The sequence below is a fragment of the Clostridioides mangenotii TR genome (assembly GCF_000498755.1).
GTDB lineage: Bacteria > Bacillota > Clostridia > Peptostreptococcales > Peptostreptococcaceae > Metaclostridioides > Metaclostridioides mangenotii_A.
Genome location: NZ_AXUS01000021.1, coordinates 1 through 23,670, shown reverse-complemented (window position 1 = coordinate 23,670; position 23,670 = coordinate 1). Strand labels below are relative to the sequence as shown.

Genomic DNA, 23,670 nt, shown 5'->3' with positions numbered 1-23,670 from the left:
AAAAAGGAGTAAGAGATGCCTAAAATAGACTTTTTAAATGAATCTAGATGTATTGAAGTAGAAGAAGGGATTCTTTTACTAGATGCAATAAGAAGTGCCGGATTAGATATAGAAACTCCATGTAATGGAAGTGGAACTTGCGGAAAATGTAAGGTAATCGCCACAGGAGAATTGTCCGATCCAAACGAGAGTGAAAAGAAAATGATAGATTTAGATAAAGAAGAAAGATTGTCATGTATGACGCTTGTATATGGCGATGTTGAAGTAGAAGTAATTAAAACTGACAAAAATCTCAAAACTATCAACAGAGGAAAGAGTATTGAGTTGCCTGTAGATAGTTCTATAAAAGTAGTTAAATTACCGAATATTGATAGATATAATAAAACTCCATATATAGACACATTAAATTACGATGTAAATTCATTGAAATTATACAACGAGATTTCAAAGATAGATTTTAATTATGTAGATAATATTTGGGGGATAGTATTTGAAGAAGAGTTACTAAATATAGATAAAAATAAAAAACGTATACTGGGAGTTTCAATAGATATTGGTACGACTGGAATATCGTATTACTTGATAGATTTAGAAAGTGGAGATATTATCGATAAATTTTCATCTCTAAATCCACAAACAAAATACGGAAGCGATGTTTTAACTAGGATTACATTCTGTATGGAAAATTCAAATGGTGCTGAGCTACTACAAGAGTTAATAGTAGAGGAAATAAATCTATCAATAAAGACTTTAGCTAGTAGATGCAATTTAGCTTTAGATGATATTTACCATATAACTGTTGCGGCAAATACAACAATGATGCACCTGTTATTGGGAATAAGTCCAAAATCATTAGCTAAATCACCGTATAGACCAGTTTTTCTAGAAACTAAAGACACTAAAGCTACAAACCTAGGTATAAAAACAAATGAAGAAGCTATACTCAGTATTGTTCCCGCTGCATCTGCATATATTGGAGGGGATATACTAGCTGGAATTATAGCATTAGATCTTCCTAAGTACGATGGAGCTGTGTTTATAGACATCGGAACCAATGGAGAACTAGCGGCGCTAAAGGATGGAAAGATAATATGCACTTCTACAGCAGCAGGACCTGCCTTAGAGGGAATGAATATTGAATGTGGATGTAGGGCTGAAAAAGGAGCTATAGAGTCTTTTAGCATAGATGAGGACTATAATATGAACTATGAGACTATAAGTGACAGTAAAGCAAAAGGTATTTGCGGAAGTGGGCTTATAGATATAGCTGCGTCTTTAGTAAATAGAAATATTTTAACAAAGACTGGAAGATGGAATAAGAACTTAGATGAAAGAATATCAGATAGATTAAAAGATAAGAAATTCTATATAACTGATGATGTTTACATATCTCAAAAAGATATAAGGCAAATTCAGTTGGCAAAAGGTGCTATATCCACAGGTGTCGTTATGATGCTAAAAGAAATCGATCTTAAATTAGAAGAAGTATCTAAAGTATTTATTGCAGGTGCATTTGGATTTCATATAAATCCAGACAGTATTAGATCAATAGGATTAATTCCCAAGGAAGTAAAAACGGATATAGAGTTTTTAGGAAATACTTCTCTTGAAGGGGCTAGATTAGCTCTTATAAATAGAGAATGTTTAAAGGGTCTACATAATCTAAATGGTGATACAGAGGTATTGGAATTATCTCTCAAACCTGAATTTCAAGAAGAATTTATAAGGCAGTTAAATTTTTAGAAAAGGTGATAATATGTCTGTTAAAAATATTTTTAAATGTATTGGCAGTGATAATACAACTGTTTCGGATGAAATACTCGATAAGTTGGGAGTAAGTTTTGAAGTTGCTAATAAAGATTCAAAGAAAATAGCAGAATTGTCTAGAGAATTAAAGTATAATATGGGGATTATGTACTGCATAGTTCCATTTTGCCACACTGCTGAAGCAGATGCTTTTGGAAGTACTGTTGTATTTGATTCAAAGGCAGGAAATAGGATAAATCAGTCATTTGTTAAGGATGTTGAGTCATTGGAAAGAATAGAGCCGATAGATTTCAGTACTGGTAGAATGCACGAGATACTAGAATCTATAAAAGAGCTAAAAGATGCTGGCGAAAAAGTATGTTTAAATGTAACTGGTCCAATAACAATAGCGACAGCGATAGTAGATAATAGACTTTTTTATAAATTAGTTAGAAAAGATAGGGAAGTTATAGATAAACTTCTCGGTAAAATTGAGGACAGCTTAGTTGAGTACATCACTAAAGGTGTAAATGCTGGGGTCGATATTATCTCATTCGCAGATCCGGCTGGAACTCTTGATATTGTAGGCCCGAAAGTATATGAAGACCTTTCAGGTAAGTCTACTTTAACAGTATTTAAAAGAGTAGAAGGTGTACTTGGAGATTCGGTAGTCCATATATGTGGTAAAACTTCTACATCTCTTGAAGAATCTGGCTTAATAAACAGCAAAAGAGTAAGCTCTCATGGAAATAGTTATGGAGAGATTATTGAAAACTATAAAAGCGAAGATGGAGATGCAAAGTTTATAGGTCATTGGTGTATTAAAAGAGAAAAAATGATAAGAGTTTAATTTGTTGCGAATTATTGTAAAATTAAATGATAAAAGATTATAGATTATTTAAAAATATGCCCAGAAATGGCATTTTTGCTTATAATAATTTATATTTAATCTTTAATGAAATATGTATTGATATGTATTGACTCAATAGAAGAGATTCTATAATAGAAATTATAAGCTAAAAATATTACAGAGTTTTTGGAAAAAACAAAAAAGCAAAATGACACATTAAATAAAATGTCATTACTGCTTTTTCTTAGTATTTTCTCATCAGAAGCTTTCTGATTCTGAATATAAATCTTTTGTTTATGTTTACTACAGCTTATAGACGTAATTGTAGAATCTTTCATCGCCAAGATCAATAGATCCAGTCATTATAAATTTAGATAAACAATCTATATCATCAGCTGTTAAATACGTGTCTGGAATGTTCAGCTTAAACCCGCTAGAAGCAAGCAAATGCTTAAATTCAATTCTTTTTCTTATTTCATCAGATTCTTCTGTTTTGCCATTGAGACATTTTTTATGGTCGGTTAAACTCTTGTTTTGATTGTCGATAAGTATGTTGATATAGTCAACATAAGAATGTTTGAAGTTTTGATTTGACAGAAGACTTTCGTTGACGACATTGGTTATTGATCCATCTTCAAGTATATTATCAATAAATTTTTCTGCAGTCAGCTTACCTGAACTAACACCTTTTTGATATTTTCTAAGTACTTTTTTTGTTTCGCAGTAGATCTTATTTCTAGTTTCTAGATCAAAGTCCTTAATTTGCATTAAAACACTTCCTTCTAATTATTTTACATAATTGTATTATTTATCGATATTTTGCCAATAATTGAGAGAATAGATTTATTGTCTAACTCTATTATAACCAATATTGAGTGCAATATGATGGAAAACAAGAAAAGAAATTGTAAAACATTAGAGGTGATTGTATGATAAATGGATTAATTAAGCTTTTTTATTCGGAAATTGTAAAAACTAAGATGAAAAGTATGAATTCAAATGGCTATGATGTAAGGGATGAATATAAAGGAATAAGAGACATTACTTTAAAGATAGATAGTGTATTCTATAAAATACTAAAATTAGCCTTGGGTTGTATAGTGATTCTACTAGCGTACAGCATAAATAAAATCTTATCTGTAGGGGTAGTGCTGGTGGGAATTATTTACATTATTTACAAAATAAAATTAGAAGTAGAAATAAAAGAGTACATTGCTAATATTAAAACAAATATAGAAGTATCAAAAATAGCGAATATAAAAGAAAAAGGCAGGATTGGAATAAATGCGCTGATCACTCTGCTAGTTATAGGATTTCTTACAGGGTTCAATATATTTATAGTTTGTAGTTTCGCAATAGTTTTTATGTTTACACTTAAAAATATATGTTAGAATACTTGTATGTAGTTTAAATGTTTTTATGGGGGAAATTCAGATGAACAATGAAAGTTATAAAATGAAGAATTTAGTTGAAATAACAGCTATTGTAACAGAATCAACAGACTTTTATAGTATAAAAGATAAAATAGTAGCAAAAATGCTTGAAGTTGTGCATCCAGCGAAAGCTTGTGTTAATTTATTCTACGAAAATGATTATAATAATGCTTATTTGGTGTGCTCTGGCACACTTGAACATGTGCCTGGCATATTCCCGGCTAGTGATAGAAAGGGCGCCAAAATAGATTTTGATATGCATTCACAGTATATTCACGATGCTGTTGAGCAAAAGAAGGTTATATATATAGAAAATGTATTTGAAGATGAGAGAGCTATAAATGAAAGAGATCTGGCTAAAGACGAAGGTTATCTAGGGAGAATAGTATTTCCTCTTATGATAGATGGAAAAGTTGTAGGATTTATGACTTGCTTCTTAACAAAAGATGATTATGTTACAGAAGAAGATATAAACTTTATAGCATCAGTTGCATCTCTTCTTAGTTTATCAATTGAGATAACAAATAAAAACAACAGTGTACAAAGTTTGATCGATAAGTTTAGAGTAGCTATCAGTTATATTAATGATGCGACTAAAAAGCTATATCAAAACAAAAGTATAACTGAGTTTTTGGAGAATCTAAGTAAACAAGCTTGTAATATCACTAATAGTAGAGAGTCTCTTATAATACTCGATGAGCACGACAACTTCCAAAAGATGATGAGTTGTTACAATAAGGATGAGAACAAAACAAATCTCTATCCAATAAAAAATAAAATCTTATCAAATGAATCGCTAGGTGGATTTGTCAATGATATTAAAAGTGAGAATGCTATAAAAGTTGATAGTTATATATACTATAAATTGCAAGATAAGGACAAGATAATCGGCTGTATAGTGTGTGCTAACAGTAAGAACTACACAAATGATGACCTAAATATACTTAGAATATTAGCGAGTCAGGTATCGGTGGCAATGCAGCTTTACGAGTACAATGATCAAGAGGTAAAACACAAGGTTCTTGAAAAAGAGTTAAATATTTTGAGCAAGCAGCAACATCTTATTATGGACAAAGGTAAGATGGAGTTTAACTCAGAAAAGGAATTGTATTTTTATCACAGACCTGCAAAAGTTGTAGGAGGCGATTTCTACTATGCAATGGATTTAGATGAAAAGCATGTTGTATTTATTGTCGCGGATGTTATGGGGCACGGTATAGTATCTAACTACGTAGTAGCTATGATAAAAGGAGCGTTTAAAGTTCTTTGTCACCAGTACGAATCTACCAGCGAAATACTCACAAACCTAAATAAAATACTGTACGATGAGTTTGATAAAATGGGTGTATTTACTACGTGTTTAGTGGGAATAATAAATACTGAACACAACATAATAACAGTATCAAATGCAGGCCATTACTCACCTATAATAGTTACAAAAAAAGGTGATATAGTAAAAAACATCAACTGCAATAAAGGGATTCCTATAGGAGTTATGCAAGATGCTTCGTATGATGAAAATTCATTTAGTATTATTAACTACTCAATGCTTTGCATGTACACTGATGGTGTGTTAGAAATTAAAAATGAATCAAAAGAAGAGTACGGGATAGAACGATTGGAAGAATTTTTAAAAGATAACTACACGCTTAATCAAGAAGTAATTGTTGAAAATTTAAAATCAGACTTACAAGAGTTTTCGTCTAAAGAGTATTTTGAAGATGATATATTAGTTGTTATGTTAAAAGATATTTAGTGAAATTTACATTAATATTTAAATTTATATTGATATATTGAATTTACATCTATTTGAATTGACTTTTTTTAATAGATGTAAATTTTTGTGTCAATTTAACAAAAAATTAACAATGAGCGGGGAAAACGTTTATAGCTTTATTCTATAAAAAGACTGATCATTATTGACTTTTATTTCATATTATTTTCATGTTATTACATGAAATATGTAAGTTATTGTAGAGATAAGTATATTCCAATGCTTTGGTATATACGAATTTTCAGAAGTTTATAGAAAAATTAGAAAATTAAGAGATTTACTTGTCAAAAAATACATTAAGTCTTATAATAAAATTGATTTTATGTAAATCTTTATGTATAATCGAAGTGTAAGTTGGTTAAAAGTAAGTTAAAAGAAATCAAGTAGTATAGGAGGTATTATATGAATTTACCAATAGCATTGTCTAATAGACATATTCATTTAAGTCAAAATGACATAGATGTATTATTTGGAAAAGGACACCAATTAACAGAATTTAAACCATTATCTCAACCAGGGCAATATGCATGTGAAGAGAAAGTGGATTTAGTAGGTCCAAAAGGAACTATAAAAGGAGTTCGAGTACTAGGTCCAGCAAGACCAAAAACTCAACTAGAAGTTTCTTTAGCTGATGGATTCTCACTTGGAGTGAAAGCTCCAATAAAAGAATCAGGTGATTTAGCAGGATCTCCAGGTGTTAAATTAGTTGGACCAGCTGGTGAAGTTGATTTAGCTGAAGGAGTTATTGTTGCTGCTAGACATATCCATATGAGTACTGCAGATGCAGAAAAATTTGGTGTTAAAGACAAGCAAATTGTTAAAATAAAAACTTCAGGGCCTAGAGCATTAGTATTTGAAAATGTTTTAGTTAGAGTTAGTGATAAGTTTAATTTAGAAATGCACGTTGACCTTGATGAGGGAAATGCTGCAGCTGTTAGAAATGGGGATTTAGTTGAGCTAATAGCTGAATAATTAAACTTTATTTACTATGGAAAAATTTAACTGAATAATTTTAAATTTATGATATAATGTATGCAGATTGACAAATCGATTATTTATTTTGAATAATTTCAAAATTTAACACAACTATTTTGAAAATTTATAAAAAATAATTGGATTTTATTTAATTTGTAGTATCATAAAGATAAGGTGATTATTTGCATATTTTTGTGCATTTATATATTTATACTTAATATAATATTTTAAATTTTAGATGATTTTGGTAGGTAGTTTTGATATAAGCGAAAGAAAAAAATGTAGTTACAAGGGAGGATGTATTTAATGGCTAAATTTATGAAAACAGTTGACGGTAATACAGCTGCAGCACATGTTGCTTACGCGTATACAGAAGTAGCGGCTATATACCCAATCACACCATCTTCAACTATGGCAGAATTAGTTGACGAGTGGGCATCACAAGGAAGAAAAAATGTATTTGGAGAAATTGTAGACGTTGTTGAAATGCAATCTGAAGGGGGAGCAGCTGGTGCATTCCACGGTTCTCTTCAAGGTGGAGCATTAACATCTACATTTACTGCATCTCAAGGTTTACTATTAATGTTACCAAACATGTACAAAGTAGCAGGAGAATTATTACCAGGAGTATTCCACGTAACAGCTCGTGCCCTTGCATCACAAGCTTTATCAATATTCGGAGATCACCAAGATGTTATGGCAGCTAGAGCAGCTGGTGTTGTTTTACTAGCTTCTGGATCAGTTCAAGAAGTTGCTGACATAGCTCCTGTTGCACATTTATCTGCAATAGAAGGTAGATTACCATTTATCCATTTCTTTGATGGATTTAGAACATCTCACGAAATACAAAAGGTTGAGTTACTAGACAATGAAGAATACGCTTCATTATTAGACTTCGACGCAGTACAAGCATTTAGAGATGGATCATTATCTCCAAATCGTCCTGTAACTCGCGGTACAGCTCAAAACCCTGATATATACTTCCAAACTAGAGAAGCTTCTAACAAATACTATGACAACATAGTTGGAATAGTTGAGAAGAACATGAAGAAAATGAGCGATTTAACTGGTAGAAAGCACTGTTTATTTGATTACTACGGAGCACCTGATGCTAAACATGTAATCGTAGCAATGGGATCAGTTACTGAAGCAATAGAAGAAACTATAGATTTTGCAAATGCAAACGGAGAGAAATTCGGTTTAGTTAAAGTTCATTTATACAGACCATTCTCTATGAAACATTTCTTAGATGCTATGCCATCTACAGTAGAAAGAATCTGTGTACTTGATAGAACTAAAGAGCATGGAGCTAATGGCGAGCCATTATACTTAGATGTTAAAAATGTATTCTATGGAAAAGAAAATGCTCCATTAGTAGTTGGTGGAAGATACGGATTAGGATCAAAAGATACTACTCCTTCAGATCTAAAAGCAGCATTTGATAACTTAGTATCAGCTGAGCCAAGAGACGGATTCACTATAGGTATAGTTGATGATGTAACTCATACTTCATTACCAGTAAAAGAAGAAGTTAAGATAGCTTCTAAAGGTACTGTAAGATGTAAGTTCTGGGGATTAGGATCAGACGGTACAGTTGGAGCTAACAAACAAGCTATCAAGATTATCGGAGACCATACAAACAAATATGCTCAAGCATACTTTGACTATGACTCTAAAAAATCTGGTGGTATAACAATGTCTCACTTAAGATTTGGAGACGAGCCAATAAGATCTACTTACCTAATAGACGAAGCTGATTACATAGCTTGCCATAAGCAATCATATGTTAACCAATACGATTTATTAAAAGGTCTTAAAAAAGGTGGTACATTCGTACTTAACACTATATGGGATCAAGAAGGTATAGAAGAACATCTTCCAGCTCATATGAAACAATATATAGCTAAGAACGATATCCAATTCTACACAGTTAACGCTGTTAAATTAGGACAAGAAATCGGTCTTGGAAACAGAATAAACATGATAATGCAATCTGCATTCTTCAAACTAGCTGAAATAATACCAGTTGAAGATGCTGTTAAATACCTAAAACAATCAATAGACGCTGCTTACGGTAAAAAAGGTGAAAAAGTATTAAACATGAACTACAAAGCTGTTGATGCTGGTATAAACTCACTAGTTAAAGTTGAAGTTCCAGCTGCTTGGGTAGATGCAGTAGATGCTCCAAAAGCTGAAGTAAAAGAGCCAGACTTTATAAAGAACATATTAAGACCAATGACTGCACAAAAAGGTAACGATCTACCAGTAAGTGCATTCAACGGATATGAAGACGGTACATTCCCTTCAGGAACAGCTGCATACGAAAAACGTGGTATAGCTGTTAACGTTCCTGAGTGGCAAATAGAAAACTGTATCCAATGTAACCAATGTTCATTCGTTTGTCCTCATGCTACAATAAGACCTTACTTATTAACGGAAGAGGAAATAGCTAATGGTCCAGAAGGATTAACAGCTAAGAAAGCTATTGGTAAAGGATTTGAAGGATTACAATATAGAATTCAAATAGATACTATGGACTGTACTGGTTGTGGAAACTGTGCTGACATCTGTCCAGCTAAAGAGAAAGCTTTAGTTATGAAGCCTATCGAAACACAACTTGACGAGCAAGTAGCTAACTGGGATTACATAAGCGATCCTGAAAAAGTTGCACCAAAAGGTGATTTAATGGCTCCAACATCTGTTAAAGGAAGTCAATTCAGACAACCATTACTTGAGTTCTCTGGAGCTTGTGCTGGATGTGGCGAGACTGCTTACGTCAAGTTAGTAACTCAATTATTTGGAGACAGAATGATGATAGCAAATGCTACAGGATGTTCTTCAATATGGGGAGGATCAGCACCATCAACTCCTTATACTACGAACCATGAAGGTAAAGGTCCATCTTGGGCAAACTCATTATTTGAGGACAATGCTGAGTATGGATTCGGAATGTACACAGCTGTTAAGCACTTAAGAAACAAAATAGCTGGAGACATGAAGAAATTATTAGAAATGGAAATATGTGATGAGTCTAGAGCTGCTTACACTGAATGGTTAGAGGCATTCAACGATGGGGAAGCTTCTAAAGTTGCAAGTGCTAAAGTTATAAGCTTCTTAGAAAACTTCGATTACAGTAAATTTGACCCAGAAATGGAAGCAATCAAATTAATAAAAGATATAGATAACAACAAAGATTACCTAGTTAAGAGATCTCAATGGATATTCGGTGGAGACGGTTGGGCATATGACATCGGTTACGGTGGATTAGACCATGTTCTTGCATCAGGAGAAAATGTAAACGTACTTGTTATGGATACAGAGGTTTACTCAAATACAGGTGGTCAAGCTTCTAAAGCTACTCCAGCTGCTGCAATGGCTAAATTCGCAGCTTCAGGTAAAAAGTCTAAGAAGAAAGACCTTGGTATGATGGCTATGACTTACGGTAACGTATATGTAGCTCAAGTTGCTATAGGAGCAGACAAAAACCAATTTGTTAAAGCACTTATAGAAGCTGAGAAACATGAAGGACCATCTATCATAATAGCTTATGCTCCATGTATAAACCATGGATTAAAAGAAGGTATGGGAAGAACTGTAGCTAATGAAGAGCAAGCTGTTAAAGCTGGTTACTGGCATTTATACAGATACAACCCAGAGCAAAAAGTAGATGGTAAGAGCGGATTTAATTTAGATTCTAAGGCTCCATCTGCAAGCTTCAGAGATTTCATACTTGGACAAGTAAGATACGCAGCAATAGCACAACAATTCCCAGAGCAAGCTGAAGGTCTGTTCACTATGGCTGAAGATGATGCTAAAGAAAGATACGAAGGATACAGAATCCTAGCAGAAAGAAACTAATATAAAATTAATATTTTATAATATAAAAGGCGACTTCAATTTATTGAAGTCGCCTTTCTTTTAGATATCTCAAGTGACTTAAATGTTTTAAGTATCTCAAGCATCTCAAGTGTTTTAAGTATTTTAATTACTTGAATTGATTTAAGTGATTTATTGTTTTGTGTTTACTTACAATAGTTTGGGTAATAAAGTATAATGTATATAAGATAAATTACAATTATGAAGAAGGGAATGAAGAATATGAAAATAGGATTTATTGGAGCAGGACATATGGGTGGAGCCATGATTGAAGGTTTAATTAAAAGTGAATACATACCTGCTGAGTCAGTAGTAGTAAAAGGTGGCAGAAGTAAAACTACATCAAATCTTCAAGAAAAATTACACTTTACATTAATTAATGATTATAAAAGCTTTTCGGATTGCGAAATTGTAGTTATAGCTACTGGATCAAATATAGTCTTAAAAGTGTTAGAGAAGTTTAAGTCTGAAATAACATCGAATCCTATAATTGTATCTGTAGCAGCGGGTTGTTCAATGAATGAAATGAAGACATTATTAGGGGAGTCTTTCTCGATAGGACATGCTATCCCAAATACACCTGTAAGCGTTAATGCAGGTATGACTGGTATATCATTTAGTGAGAATTTCACAGAGGAAAATAGAGAAAAGGTAATGAGTATGTTTAAGGCATTAGGTGGTATTGTAGAGGTTGAAGAAAGATTATTAGGTACATTTGGTACTGTAGCTGGTTGTAGTCCTGCATTTGTCGATGTATTTATGGAAGCTCTTGGCGACGCATCTGTTATGAATGGACTTCCAAGAGACTTATCTTACGAAGTAGTAGCTCAGATGATGCTTGGCTCTGCTAAGTTAGCTTTGGATTCTAAAAAGCACCCTGGCGAGTTAAAGGATGGTGTTTGTTCTCCAGGTGGAACAACTATTAAAGGTGTTGCTGCTCTAGAGAAAAATGGATTTAGATATGCTGTAATAGATGCTGTAAACACAGCTAATAACTAGGAATCAATGATATAGTAAAAAGCTGATTTTCTGGATCAGCTTTTTTATTTATGTGAAGTGTTATCGATTATATTCAAATTGTCTGATCTTCTTCAATAGGGTTTAACATATTTTTCATTTTTCTATCCATAAGATAGTAGAACATAACGTTTCTGTGATTGAATTTAAAGACTGCAAGCTCGATATCTTTTTCATAAGGTTTCATATATAAGTCTTCATTTTTATACATCTCTTTATCACTTCTCGGGTAGTATCCAAGCTTCTCGTAGAAACTCCATGCGTTATCCCTAGCATCTAATACGATCTTTTTAAATCTAAAAAACTTAGCTATTTTTTCTGCACTAGTCATTAATTTTTTTCCAATACCATGACCTTGTAGTTTTGAGGAAATAGCAACTTGTCTAATTTGTACAGCGTCCGAAGACAGTCTGTCGATAGATAAAGTACCTACGATTTCATTTTTATGATATGCTGCTAAAATAATGAATTTCTTCTCGTTTTTAGGCATACTTTCTATCAAAGGTAGGTTTGAAGGTTTATTTAGTATTTCATTTCTAAGTTCCAAAACCTGTTTATAAGATTTAGACCCCCATGTTATTGGTCTTATTTTAATTTTTCCTGCCATAGACATTCCTCCTTTTCTCTTTGGTACCTAACTAATGTGTAAACTAGTAAAAATACAGATTACCTATCTAGTTTTGAATCTATACTTTTATTTAATTCTTTAAGTTTCGAACATAAAGTAGACTGTTCTTTTTCAGTTAAAGAATCAAATATATCTTTAGTCATATCTCTGTACAATACTATAAATTTTTGAACTTCTCGCATCCCTTTTCCAGTTAAGAAAATATTTGTAACTCGTTTATCATCAGGATTTATTCTTCTTTCGATTAATTTTCTATTTTCGGCTTTTGTGACTAACTCACTTAGTGATCCTGGTCGAATTTCCAACATTTCTGAAAGTTCTTTTTGTGCGATTCCGTTGTTACTATGTAAACATTCCAATAGTCTTCCTTGACTCATAGCCGTACGACCTATTTTATGTTTTTTTAATAATTCTATTTGTCTGAGTCTTGATAAAATCACAAAATCCCTAAACTCATCAAATAAAATTTCTGATATTTCTTTGTGCATTTAAATTACCTCAATTTTTTATATAGTTAGGTGCCTTAGTAATATTTTATTATTTTCATTTTAAGTTGTCAATAATTTTTTTATAATTTAAATTAATTTTTTTATTCATCAGTAGTACTTATATCACCGAACAAATTGCTTTCAGTTTTATAGTTTTTTGGAGAAACTCCATAAGCTTTCTTAAAAGCCCTAACAAAGCTAGAGTAGTCGTTAAATCCACATTTATTGCATACATCCGTCATTAAATTTCCCTCTTTGATCAGGGACTTAGCTATTAAAAGTCTTTTTTGAACTATGTAATTGTGTATAGAAGTACCTGTTTGTGACTTAAATTTCCTCATAAGGTAGTATTTACTTATATAGAATTCTGTCGAAAGAGTATCTATAGAAAGATCATTACCTATATTTTGATCAATGTAGTAAAGTACATTTTCAACTGTGCTATCGTATTTGACGTTTCTATCATCGTTTTCAGAGTTTAATAGAGATCTGTTTAAAAATACCATCAACTGTAAAAATAATGAATTTCTAAGAATATCGCTTCCAAAGTCAGAGTCTTTTTCGGCATCTTGAATTTGTTCAATAGATTTTCTTAGAATATCTATTTTAGAATCGCTAAGCGACAACAAATAATGTTTATTGTCTTTAGATATTTCAAAGCACTTGTTTAAGTTATTATTTTCTTTATTGTATTTTTGAAAACAATCTGGGTTTATCCAAATTGCTATCCTGTTGTAATTTATATTAGGATTTATAACTGGTTTATGAATTTCGGTGTTACTTATAAATAATATATCTAATGGTTGTAGCTTGTACTGTTTACCTTCTATATAATATGAAACATCACCGTCTAAAAAAATTATTATCTTGTCAAAGTCATGATGATGGTATTCGAATTCTATGTCTTTTTTATCGTTTATACTAAATATTTTAAAATCCTCATTTAAATAACCTATTTTATTATGTTTATCTCTCATATTTACCCTCACATAAGTTTTTATATATATAATAGGGCATTTTTTGCAATATTTCAAGCATTATTAGCAATTTACTTAGCAAATAGATAACAATATAATGGGGAAAGGAGGATTTTAAATAATAGCAATATGATGGAACTTTTGTTGATATGTAGTTATTCGCTACATGTCAGACAAGGTGCGTCTGAAAACGGCGCGAGTATCTACATATCAACAAAAATCCCATCATATTGCTATTATTCAAAATCACTTTTGAAGTAAAGGCGAAGATTAAAGCAAAGAACAAAAATATAAGAATTGAAATATATTTATATGATATGAAGTTATAGAGTATATAAGGTATAAAAAATTAATGACTGTTAAAAATAGGCGTTTTTTAGGAGGAAGTTTTATGTTGTTGAGTGATGTGATTAAGGGACTTGATGTTGTTAGTGTTGTGGGAGATTTGGATGTTGAGATAAAAGATGTTCAGTATGATTCTAGAAAGGTTTCTGAGGGAACTTTGTTTGTCTGTGTTAAGGGATTTGTTTCTGATGGACATAAGTATATAAATAGCGCGATTGAAAAAGGTGCAAAGGCATTTTTGGTTGAGGAGGATGTTTTTGTTGAAGGCTGTACTTTTGTAAGGGTTGATAATTCTAGAATGAATATGGCTAAGGTCGCTGATAATTTTTATAATCATCCTTCTACTAAATTCGATGTTCTTGGAGTTACGGGAACTAATGGTAAGACTAGTATAACTACTTTTTTAAATGAGATTTTGTCACGAGCACAAAAAAAAGTGGGGCTAATTGGTACTATTAAAATATTTGATGGTATTCAGGAGGTTACTTCTAGTTCTACTACTCCTGAGAGCATTGATCTTCAACATACTTTTGATAATATGCTAAATAATAAGTGCGATTATTGTGCTATGGAGGTTTCTTCTCATTCGCTTGCTCTGAATCGCGTTGAGGAGACTAAGTTTAAGCTTGGTATATTTACTAATCTTACTCCTGATCATCTTGATTTTCATAAGGATTTAGAGGATTATAGACAGACGAAGGAAAAGTTGTTTTTTATGACTACTGGAGCCAATATCATAAACATAGATGACGAAGGCGGACAAAAGATTTATGAGAATATTAAAGATTTAGATACTCCTTGTTATACTTACGGTATCGAAAATAAGGCTGATTTTATGGCTAAGGATATAAAGTCTGATTCTGATGGTGTATCATATAGACTTATAACTCCGACTTATGAGGAGGTTATATTTGTTCCTGTTCCTGGTATGTTTACTGTTTATAATACGCTTGCTGTTATAGCTGCGTGTTACAATTTAGGTATTGATAAGTCTGTATATAAAGAGGGGCTTAGAGTTACTAAAGGGGTATCTGGGAGATTTGAAACTGTGCCTAATGATAGAGGAATGAGCGTTATTGTAGATTATGCACATACTCCAGATGCTTTAGAGAATGTACTTAAAACTAGTATGGAATTTGCTAAAGGAAGGGTTATTTCTGTATTTGGTTGTGGTGGAGATAGAGATAGTGAAAAGAGACCTCTTATGGGCGAAATAGGGCAGAAGTATTCAGATGTTTGTTTTATAACTTCAGATAATCCTAGAACTGAGGATCCAAATACTATAATAGAAGATGTTCTTAAAGGTATAGATATAAATGTAGATAACTACAATGTAGTTGTGGATAGAAAAGATGCTATTGAAAAAGCTGTAGCGATTGCAAAAGAGGGAGATGTCGTTATTATTACTGGTAAGGGACACGAAGATTATCAGATAATAGGTACTACTAAACATCACTTTGATGATAAGGAAGTTGCGAGAGATTTTTTAGATAGTTTGGATAAATAGAATACAGCATATGATTAACAATTATTTATAGGTGGGATGTATCACAATCTGATTTTTAAATCGATTATGATACATCCCACTTTATTTTTATAAAAATTAAAGTTTTATTATAGTTTTGTTTTTGGGCAGGGATTCGGAGATCTTTTGTTTAAGAAAGAATGTATCCCTTGGGGGGAGTATGTAAAATTATTATACTAAAATGGGCGATCAATAGTATTATTGATCGCTCATTATTATTTTACAATCTATTAAACGTTAAATCTAAACAGGATAACATCTCCATCTTTAACGATATAGTCCTTACCTTCAAGTCTTACTAAACCTTTGTCTTTAGCTGCAGACATAGTTCCATGTTTAACTAAATCGTCGAATGCTATTGTTTCTGATCTTATGAAACCTCTCTCGATATCAGAGTGAATTTTTCCACCTGCTTGAGGAGCTTTTGTTCCAACTTTTACAGTCCAAGCTCTAACTTCTTGTGGCCCAGCAGTTAAGTATGATATAAGACCAAGTAGTGCATAAGATGATTTTATAAGTTTATCTAGACCTGATTGCTCAAGACCAAGAGTTTCTAAAAACTCTTTTTTCTCATCATCAGAATCAAGTTCAGAAATTTCAGCTTCTATTTGCGCGCATACAACTACAACTTCAGCGTCTTCTGTAGCAGCATAATCTCTTACAATTTTAACATATTTATTGCTATCTCCATCATCAGCTAAATCGTCTTCTCCAACATTTGTTGCGTATATAACTGGTTTTGAAGTCAGTAAGTTTAATGAATTTACAAAAGTTTGCTCATCTTCATTAAATTCCATAGTTCTTACACATTTGTTGTCTTCAAGAGTAGCTAAGATTGATTTTAAGAACTCTAGCTCAGAAGCAAGAGTTTTATCAGCTTTAGCAGCTTTTTGAGTTTTTTGTACTCTTCTTTCTAATATTTCTATATCAGAAAATATAAGCTCTAAGTTTATAGTCTCTATATCTCTAAGTGGATCTACAGAACCGTCTACGTGAACAACGTTTGGATCTTCGAAACATCTTACAACGTGAACAATAGAGTCAACCTCTCTTATGTGAGATAAAAATTTGTTTCCAAGTCCTTCACCTTTAGAAGCACCCCTTACAAGACCTGCTATATCACAGAATTCTATTGCAGTAGGAACTATTTTTTTAGAACTGTATAGTTCTTGTAATTTATTTAGTCTTTCATCTGGAACAGATACAACACCAACGTTTGGATCTATTGTACAGAAAGGATAGTTTGCAGATTCAGCTCCTGCCTGAGTTATTGCATTGAATAGCGTACTTTTACCGACATTCGGTAATCCAACTATACCTAATTTCATTATGATCTTCCTCTCATTTGTTTTATATAAATTTAAACAATTTTGTCTAATTGTAAATTTTAATTATAGACATATACGTTAATTATAACATAAACAAATAGTATGTTGTTCAGATTTCAATAAAATTTGTTGGTTTATACTTTAAGAATTTTACGTTTATAGGCATTTATAGGTAATTTAACAGCGTTTGTATTAAATTAATTGTCTATTAAGGTTAAATTGGCTAATTGGAGTAGATATCTAAATGAATAATAGATATACTTTGGTCAAAGTACGATTGATAATGATTATCAGCTTGTTTATATTAAGGTTTGATAAAAAAGGAGAGATTAAATGAGTACAGCAGTTTTGGATACAAAAGAAAAACAAAAACAGTTTATTTTAAATGATAATCTGTGGAAAGTGATGTTTCAGCTGTCGTGGCCTGCCGTAATTGCTATGGTATTTTATGGATTCAATACAGTGTTAGATGCCTTTTTTGTAGGGCGTTATGTTGGAGAAACAGCTCTTGCGGGTGTGTCATTAGCTTATCCGATTACACAGATCAGCACGGCATTTGGATCTTTGATTGGTGTAGGAGCTGGCTCTGTATTGAGTATAGCTTTAGGAGCGAAGAATAGAGACACACAGAGAAAAATTTTAGGTAACGTAAATGTAATAACAATAATTTCTACAGCTATTTATATGATAATAACTCTGTTGTTTTCTAAAGAGCTTATTGCAGCAATGGGTGGATCTGGTGAAGCTTTGATTGCGGGTAATAACTACTTTAGGATTACGATATTAGGTTCAATATTTTGGATTTACGGTTTAGCTGGAAATATGATAATTCGTGCAGAGGGTAAAATGAAAACCGCTGCTTGGATGATGGGTACTGGTTTAGTTGTAAATGCTATATCGAATTACATCTTTATAGTACTACTTAATATGGGGGTTGATGGAGCAGCTTGGGGTACTAACGTAGGTATGTTTGCCTACTCGCTATTAGGCTGGATATATTTTGGAAAAGGTCATGCTACTTTTGATGCTAAAGTAGCTACATTTAAACTTGATAAAAAAACAGCATCAGGAATTATGAGACTGGGTATGCCATCTCTTATAATGTCAGTTATGAGTCTTATACAAGCAGCTGTTGTATTTAATGCCTTAGCGATATATGGAACAACTTCTGATGTTGCTTTTTACGGTGTAGTTTATAGAATATTCCAATTTCTACTTACACCTATATTTGGGTTAATGCGTGCTTTGCAGCCTGCTATTGGTATTAATTATGGAGCGAAACAATACGATCGCGTAATAAGTTCATATAAAATCTTCGGTTTTTCTGCAATGATTTTGACTATTCCATTTTGGATAGTATCACTTATATCACCTAGTTCCATTTTGGGTCTGATGATCACTGGAAAGGTGTTTGCTATTTCACAACTAGGTTATTTTAGAATTTATATGGCTATCTTGCCAGTACTGTCATTTATATTTATGGCAATGACATTTTTTCCAGCTATAGACAAAGGAAAGCCGGCAATGATTATTGGAATGGCTCGACAGTTTGTATTTTATATTCCAGTAATGCTTATTTTACCTAGATTTATTGGTGTTGCAGGTATATATTATGGCTCATTTGCAATCGATTTTGTGATTGTAATTTGGACTGTCTTCATGGTAAAAAAAGAATTTAATTTACTAAGAGAAAGAGCTGGTAATGTAGTAGTGTAATATAGTACAGTAAGCAATAGAATGATACCGTTTCCCTTTTTAGTTGTTTATTTATGATAAAGGATAAAATTCATTGATTAGAAGAAATAAATTTGTTAGTATTATACAAAAGAAGAATAACCTTGTGTGAATGCTTTAAAATGGGGGAGTGAAAAGTATGAGCTCAACAATTGATAGATGTTTAGATATTTCAGAGTTTGGATTGCATATCTCTGAGAGGAAGCAACACTATACTGTATACAAATTAAATCCGGAGTTTGGTCATGGAAAACTAATCATATACAGTATTTTACCCGGAGTCGATGTTATTTATAGTGAATATTGTACAGATGAAATATTTAAAGGCAGAGTGGAGTTAGAAGAATTTATAGAAATTGCATATAGTCACGAGGGAATTTACGATTACCAACTAAAGGATAAAAAGCATATGCAGATTGGAGCTGGCGATATTGCAATGCTATACAATATCAATGAATCAAATTATTCTAGGCTTCCAATAAGCATATATAAAGGAATAAACATAATGCTACATTTAAATTATGTAGATAGTGAAACATATAGTCTATTTGATCATTTCAATATTTCAATAGATAGGATTTTCTCAAACTTTTTTAAGGATAAACCTATTTTTTTAATGAAAGACAATGTTATATTAGTGAAGGCGCTTGAAGAACTATATCACGCTACGTTTAATAAAAATATGTCGTATATAAAAATAAAGACTCTAGAAGCTCTATTTTTAATGGGGGAAGAAGTAGTAGTCTCTAAAAATGAGTACAGAGTATTTTCGAAAGAGCATGTTATAAAGGTTCATAAAATAAAAAATCTATTAGAAGAAGATATTGCCCATCACTATACGATAAAGGAGCTTTCATATAAGTTCAATATGTCGCAGACGATGTTGAAGGATTGCTTTAAGCATATATATGGTTTTCCTCCATACGAATATTTAAAAAGGCTAAGAATCAGGCATGGATTGGCGTATTTGAGAGATGATCGATATTCAGTAGCAGATGTGGCCAACATAGTAGGCTATGGAAATCCGAGTAAATTTACTAAAGTATTTAAAGATATATCAGGTGTTACTCCAAGTGAATACAAAAGGATTGTCCAACTGGGGCAAAATGGCGATTTGGAGTAGATGGTAAAATGAATAATTGATATACTTTGTCTAGCTGATGAGAATGATAATCGATTTCTTTATAGTTGGACTTTTTTTATGGCAAAACAATTACAATTTTATTCAATGACAGTTTTAGCAACACGAGATTGAGTTTATTTTATCTTGTTGAACTACAATTATACATATAGAAGGTGGATGTGTTGGATCAATATCTGTTGGATAAAGATGATATACAACATGTAAAATAATATTTTATAGGAGGTTAGCGTATGAAAATTTCAGAAAAAAGGGCCCAAAAAACTGGATGGTCAAGACTTTTAGAATTAGCTTTTATGAAGAAAGGCTTGGTGATTATATCGACAATTCTTTCTTCTTTAGCATCGATAATAAGCTTTGTTCCGTATATAGCTATTTATTTTATTATTAGAGAAGTTTTATCAGTGTATCCAGAATATTCGGCTATAAGCACAGCAAATTTAACTTATTATGGTTGGATGGCTTTATTAGGAGTGATCGGAAATATATTATTGTATTTCTTAGCTTTAATATGTTCGCATCTAGCGGCTTTTGGAACTTTGTATGAGTTAAAGGTAAATTTCAGCAATCATTTAGCAAAAGTTCCCCTAGGTTTTCATATAGTTGTCGGCAGTGGAAAGCTTAGAAAAATAATGGATGAAAATATTGAAAAAATAGAAGGGTTTATCGCACATCAACTACCTGATATTGTAGCGGCAATTGTAGCTCCTATTGTAATGATTGTTATATTGGTTAGCGTTGACTGGAGGTACGGACTGGTTGCAATATTAGGAATTGTAATTGCTTTTATAATACAGTTTTTAGGATACGGAAATGATGGGGCGCAAAAAATGATGAAAAGCTATCAGTCATCACTGGAAGAAATGAATAACGCTTCTGTTGAATATGTTCGTGGAATCTCAGTTGTAAAGGCATTTAAGCAGACGGTCTACTCTTTTAGCAGTCTTCATAAAACTATAAAAGCTTATACAGATATGGTTATACCTTATACATTAAAATGGGAAAATTATATGTCGGCGTATACAACTATAATAAACAATATATATTTATTTATAATTCCAGTAGGAATATTTATAGGCATGAATAGCACAGATTATAGAGATTTTGCTGGGGATTTTATTTTCTATCTAATATTTGTGCCGTCTATTGCCTCTGTAATGCTTAAAATTATGTATGTAAGTTCAAGTGGTATGCAAATTATAAGGGGAGTAGAGGCTATGGATGAATATTTGTCAAAGCCACCATTATCTGAACCGTCTGTTGGGAAACATCCCAATAGCTACGATATTTATTTTGAAAATGTAGAGTTTTCTTATAACAAAGATAAAAAGGCTCTAAATGACATATCTTTTACAGCAAATCAAGGCGAAGTCACAGCTATTGTGGGTCCTTCTGGAGGAGGAAAGAGCACTATAGCTCATCTAATACCTAGATTTTTTGATGTAGATAGCGGAAGTGTACAACTCGGAAATGTAGATATAAGGGAAATTGAGACAGAGGAATTAATGGAAAAATTAAGTTTTGTGTTCCAAGATGTATTTTTATTTAAACAAAGCGTTATGAGCAATATTCGTATGGGGAATTTAAAAGCTACAGATGAGCAGATAATCGATGCTGCAAAGGCAGCGCAATGCCATGAGTTTATTATGCAGTTGCCAAATGGCTATAATACTGTTATTGGAGCAAAGGGAGTTCATTTATCTGGAGGAGAAAAACAGAGAGTCGCAATTGCGAGGGCTATTGTAAAGGATGCACCTGTAGTAGTTCTCGATGAAGCTACGGCATTTTCTGATCCAGAGAATGAACACATGATTCAAAAGGCATTTGAGACGTTGATGCACAACAAAACCGTAGTTATGATTGCACATAGATTAAATACAATAAGAAGTGCTGATAAAATTGTTGTTGTATCAGGCGGAGAAGTCATACAGGAGGGAACACACGATGAACTTGTAGATGTAGACGGAAAATATAAAGATATGTGGAATACATATACACAGACAATTAGTTGGAGCATGAAAAGAAAAGCTGAAGGAGGGAAAGATTATGCATAAATTACAAATTGCATTTATGCTATCAGAGAAAGGATATACTGATTTAAAGAAAGCAATCTTTGCGGTTACACTTACAAACTTAGCTATGATGTTACCTTTTATTGTCACTATACAGATATTTATGGAACTTATAAAACCTTTTACAGGAGGGGAAATTTCGTGGAATTACATGTGGATGCTATTTACTTTAGGTATAATTTCAGCGGGAATTGTGTTTATTGCTAGTAAAAATGACTATAAAAAAACATATGTAACTTCGTATTTAGAATCAGAAAATGCAAGAATATCAATATCAGAACATATACGAAAACTACCTATGAGTGTGTTTAATGAAAAAGACTTAACAGAGCTAACTACGAATATAATGGGAGATTGTGCAATTACAGAGCATGTATTAAGCCATATACTTCCTCAATTAATTGCAAACTTTATTTCTATTACCGTTGTTTGCGTTATTCTTTCATTTGCCAACTGGCAGATGGCGTTAGCAGTATTTTGTTCTGTTCCTATTGCATTTTTAATAATATACTTAACAAGAAAAATACAAGAAAAACTAGGAGTTAAACATACAGAAGCAAAACTAGAAGTTTCTGGTCAAGTTCAAGAATATATAGAGGGAATAAAGGTGATAAAAGCCTGCAACTTAAATGGAGAAAAATTCTCGACTCTTGAGAAAGCTCTTAAAATAATGCGTAATTTAGCTATAAAATTTGAGTTTATTACAGGTATTTTTGTTACAGGAGCTCAAGTTATTGTTCAAGCAGGAGTTGGTATAACCATATTTCTAGGATGTAGCTTACTTATAAATAGGAAAATAGAGATTATTCCTCTTTTTATGTTTCTATTGGTAATTACTAGAATTTATGGTCCAGTATTAACTATTCTTACTCTATTACCTGAGCTTTTATACAACAATATCGTAATAAAGCGTATGAAAAAATTGAATGAACTCCAGATTATGGAGGGCGATGCTACAAAAGAGATTAATGAATTTACTATTGAACTAGATGACATCAGCTTTAATTATAACAATGCTGGAAATAAAGCAATTGCAGGGATCAGTACAACTATTCCAGCTGGTGGTATTACAGCATTAGTTGGTCCATCGGGAAGTGGAAAAAGTACACTTTCACGTTTGATAGCAAGATTCTGGGATGTTTCAAGCGGAAAGATTACAATTGGAGGAGTAGACATTAAATCATTAGATCCAGAGCATCTAATGAGCTATATGTCTTTTGTATTCCAAGATGTTATTCTATTTAATGACACTGTTTACAATAATATACTGATTGGAAATAGAGATGCGACTAAAGAACAAGTTTTAGCAGCATCGAAAGCGGCTTGCTGCGATGAATTTATAAAAAATCTACCTAATGAATACAACACAGTATTGGGTGAGAATGGAAGTACTTTGTCAGGAGGTGAAAGGCAGAGGATATCAATTGCACGTGCTCTTTTAAAGGATGCACCTATTGTTTTATTAGATGAGGCAACAGCTTCTTTGGACCCAGAAAACGAATCTTTTATACAAAAAGCCATTTCTAAATTGATTGAAGGTAAAACTGTTATTGTTATAGCGCATCGTTTGAGAACTATTGCCGGAGCTGATAAAATTATCGTGTTGGATAAAGGAAAATTAGTGGAAGAAGGATCTCATAATGATCTTATGGAAAAAAATGGTATGTATTTTAAATTGTATTCAATTCAACAGCAAAGTTTAAATTGGAGCGTGTAGTAAATAAAGTCAAAAAAAATATATTTTATATAATAAATAAGATA

The 23,670-nt window shown here is 32.2% G+C and carries 17 protein-coding genes; 12 read left to right on the top strand and 5 right to left on the bottom strand.

The window, feature by feature from the left end:
• The first annotated feature begins 15 nt into the window (after positions 1–15).
• Complete coding sequence (locus T473_RS0111255; RefSeq protein WP_024622000.1) at positions 16–1,743, top strand: ASKHA domain-containing protein; 1,728 nt, start codon at positions 16–18, stop codon at positions 1,741–1,743.
• Between the two features lie 13 nt (positions 1,744–1,756).
• Entirely contained in the window at positions 1,757–2,596 is an 840-nt protein-coding gene (locus T473_RS0111250) for a uroporphyrinogen decarboxylase family protein (protein WP_024621999.1), read from the top strand.
• 303 nt (positions 2,597–2,899) lie between these two features.
• On the opposite strand, the gene T473_RS0111245 is transcribed toward T473_RS0111250, so the two are convergent.
• Positions 2,900–3,364 carry a hypothetical protein gene (locus T473_RS0111245; RefSeq protein ID WP_024621998.1) on the bottom strand — a complete coding sequence of 155 codons (465 nt, stop codon included), beginning with the start codon at positions 3,362–3,364 and terminating at the stop codon, positions 2,900–2,902.
• 161 nt (positions 3,365–3,525) lie between these two features.
• Between T473_RS0111245 and T473_RS0111240 the strand changes: the two genes are divergently transcribed.
• From T473_RS0111240 to proC, 5 genes are all read left to right on the top strand, one after another.
• Positions 3,526–3,987 (top strand): hypothetical protein, encoded by a 462-nt coding sequence (locus T473_RS0111240; RefSeq protein ID WP_024621997.1) that lies wholly within the window; start codon positions 3,526–3,528, stop codon positions 3,985–3,987.
• Positions 3,988–4,030: 43 nt separating this feature from the next.
• Positions 4,031–5,785 carry a GAF domain-containing SpoIIE family protein phosphatase gene (locus T473_RS0111235; RefSeq protein WP_024621996.1) on the top strand — a complete coding sequence of 585 codons (1,755 nt, stop codon included), beginning with the start codon at positions 4,031–4,033 and terminating at the stop codon, positions 5,783–5,785.
• A 420-nt stretch (positions 5,786–6,205) separates the two neighbouring features.
• Positions 6,206–6,775, top strand: a complete 570-nt coding sequence (pduL, locus tag T473_RS0111230) for a phosphate propanoyltransferase (protein WP_024621995.1) — start codon at positions 6,206–6,208, stop codon at positions 6,773–6,775.
• Between the two features lie 309 nt (positions 6,776–7,084).
• Complete coding sequence (nifJ, locus tag T473_RS0111225) at positions 7,085–10,636, top strand: pyruvate:ferredoxin (flavodoxin) oxidoreductase (RefSeq protein ID WP_024621994.1); 3,552 nt, start codon at positions 7,085–7,087, stop codon at positions 10,634–10,636.
• 240 nt (positions 10,637–10,876) lie between these two features.
• Positions 10,877–11,653, top strand: a complete 777-nt coding sequence (gene proC, locus T473_RS0111220) for a pyrroline-5-carboxylate reductase (RefSeq protein WP_024621993.1) — start codon at positions 10,877–10,879, stop codon at positions 11,651–11,653.
• Between the two features lie 73 nt (positions 11,654–11,726).
• On the opposite strand, the gene T473_RS0111215 is transcribed toward proC, so the two are convergent.
• The 3 genes from T473_RS0111215 to T473_RS0111205 all read right to left on the bottom strand — a co-directional run bounded on the left by T473_RS0111215 (position 11,727) and on the right by T473_RS0111205 (position 13,764).
• Complete coding sequence (locus tag T473_RS0111215) at positions 11,727–12,278, bottom strand: GNAT family N-acetyltransferase (RefSeq protein ID WP_024621992.1); 552 nt, start codon at positions 12,276–12,278, stop codon at positions 11,727–11,729.
• Positions 12,279–12,337: 59 nt separating this feature from the next.
• Positions 12,338–12,787, bottom strand: coding sequence for a MarR family winged helix-turn-helix transcriptional regulator (locus T473_RS17305; RefSeq protein ID WP_024621991.1), 450 nt, complete (start codon positions 12,785–12,787; stop codon positions 12,338–12,340).
• A 101-nt stretch (positions 12,788–12,888) separates the two neighbouring features.
• Entirely contained in the window at positions 12,889–13,764 is an 876-nt protein-coding gene (locus T473_RS0111205; RefSeq protein WP_029791727.1) for an AraC family transcriptional regulator, read from the bottom strand.
• Positions 13,765–14,155: 391 nt separating this feature from the next.
• Here T473_RS0111205 and T473_RS0111200 point away from each other — a divergent pair, with 391 nt between their 5' ends.
• Positions 14,156–15,616, top strand: a complete 1,461-nt coding sequence (locus T473_RS0111200; protein WP_024621989.1) for a UDP-N-acetylmuramoyl-L-alanyl-D-glutamate--2,6-diaminopimelate ligase — start codon at positions 14,156–14,158, stop codon at positions 15,614–15,616.
• A gap of 248 nt (positions 15,617–15,864) precedes the next feature.
• Here T473_RS0111200 and ychF read toward each other — a convergent pair whose 3' ends face one another.
• Positions 15,865–16,962 carry a redox-regulated ATPase YchF gene (ychF, locus tag T473_RS0111195; protein ID WP_024621988.1) on the bottom strand — a complete coding sequence of 366 codons (1,098 nt, stop codon included), beginning with the start codon at positions 16,960–16,962 and terminating at the stop codon, positions 15,865–15,867.
• 333 nt (positions 16,963–17,295) lie between these two features.
• Between ychF and T473_RS0111190 the strand changes: the two genes are divergently transcribed.
• The 4 genes from T473_RS0111190 to T473_RS0111175 all read left to right on the top strand — a co-directional run bounded on the left by T473_RS0111190 (position 17,296) and on the right by T473_RS0111175 (position 23,626).
• Positions 17,296–18,678, top strand: a complete 1,383-nt coding sequence (locus T473_RS0111190; RefSeq protein WP_024621987.1) for an MATE family efflux transporter — start codon at positions 17,296–17,298, stop codon at positions 18,676–18,678.
• Positions 18,679–18,835: 157 nt separating this feature from the next.
• Complete coding sequence (locus T473_RS0111185) at positions 18,836–19,819, top strand: helix-turn-helix domain-containing protein (RefSeq protein ID WP_024621986.1); 984 nt, start codon at positions 18,836–18,838, stop codon at positions 19,817–19,819.
• Between the two features lie 251 nt (positions 19,820–20,070).
• A complete protein-coding gene (locus tag T473_RS0111180) occupies positions 20,071–21,891 on the top strand; it encodes an ABC transporter ATP-binding protein (protein ID WP_029791725.1) in 1,821 nt (606 codons plus the stop codon).
• The gene (locus T473_RS0111175) at positions 21,884–23,626 is read left to right on the top strand and encodes an ABC transporter ATP-binding protein (RefSeq protein WP_024621984.1); all 1,743 of its coding nucleotides are present in this window, start codon (positions 21,884–21,886) and stop codon (positions 23,624–23,626) included. The genes T473_RS0111180 and T473_RS0111175 overlap by 8 nt, the downstream gene beginning before the upstream one ends.
• The last annotated feature ends 44 nt before the right edge of the window (positions 23,627–23,670 follow it).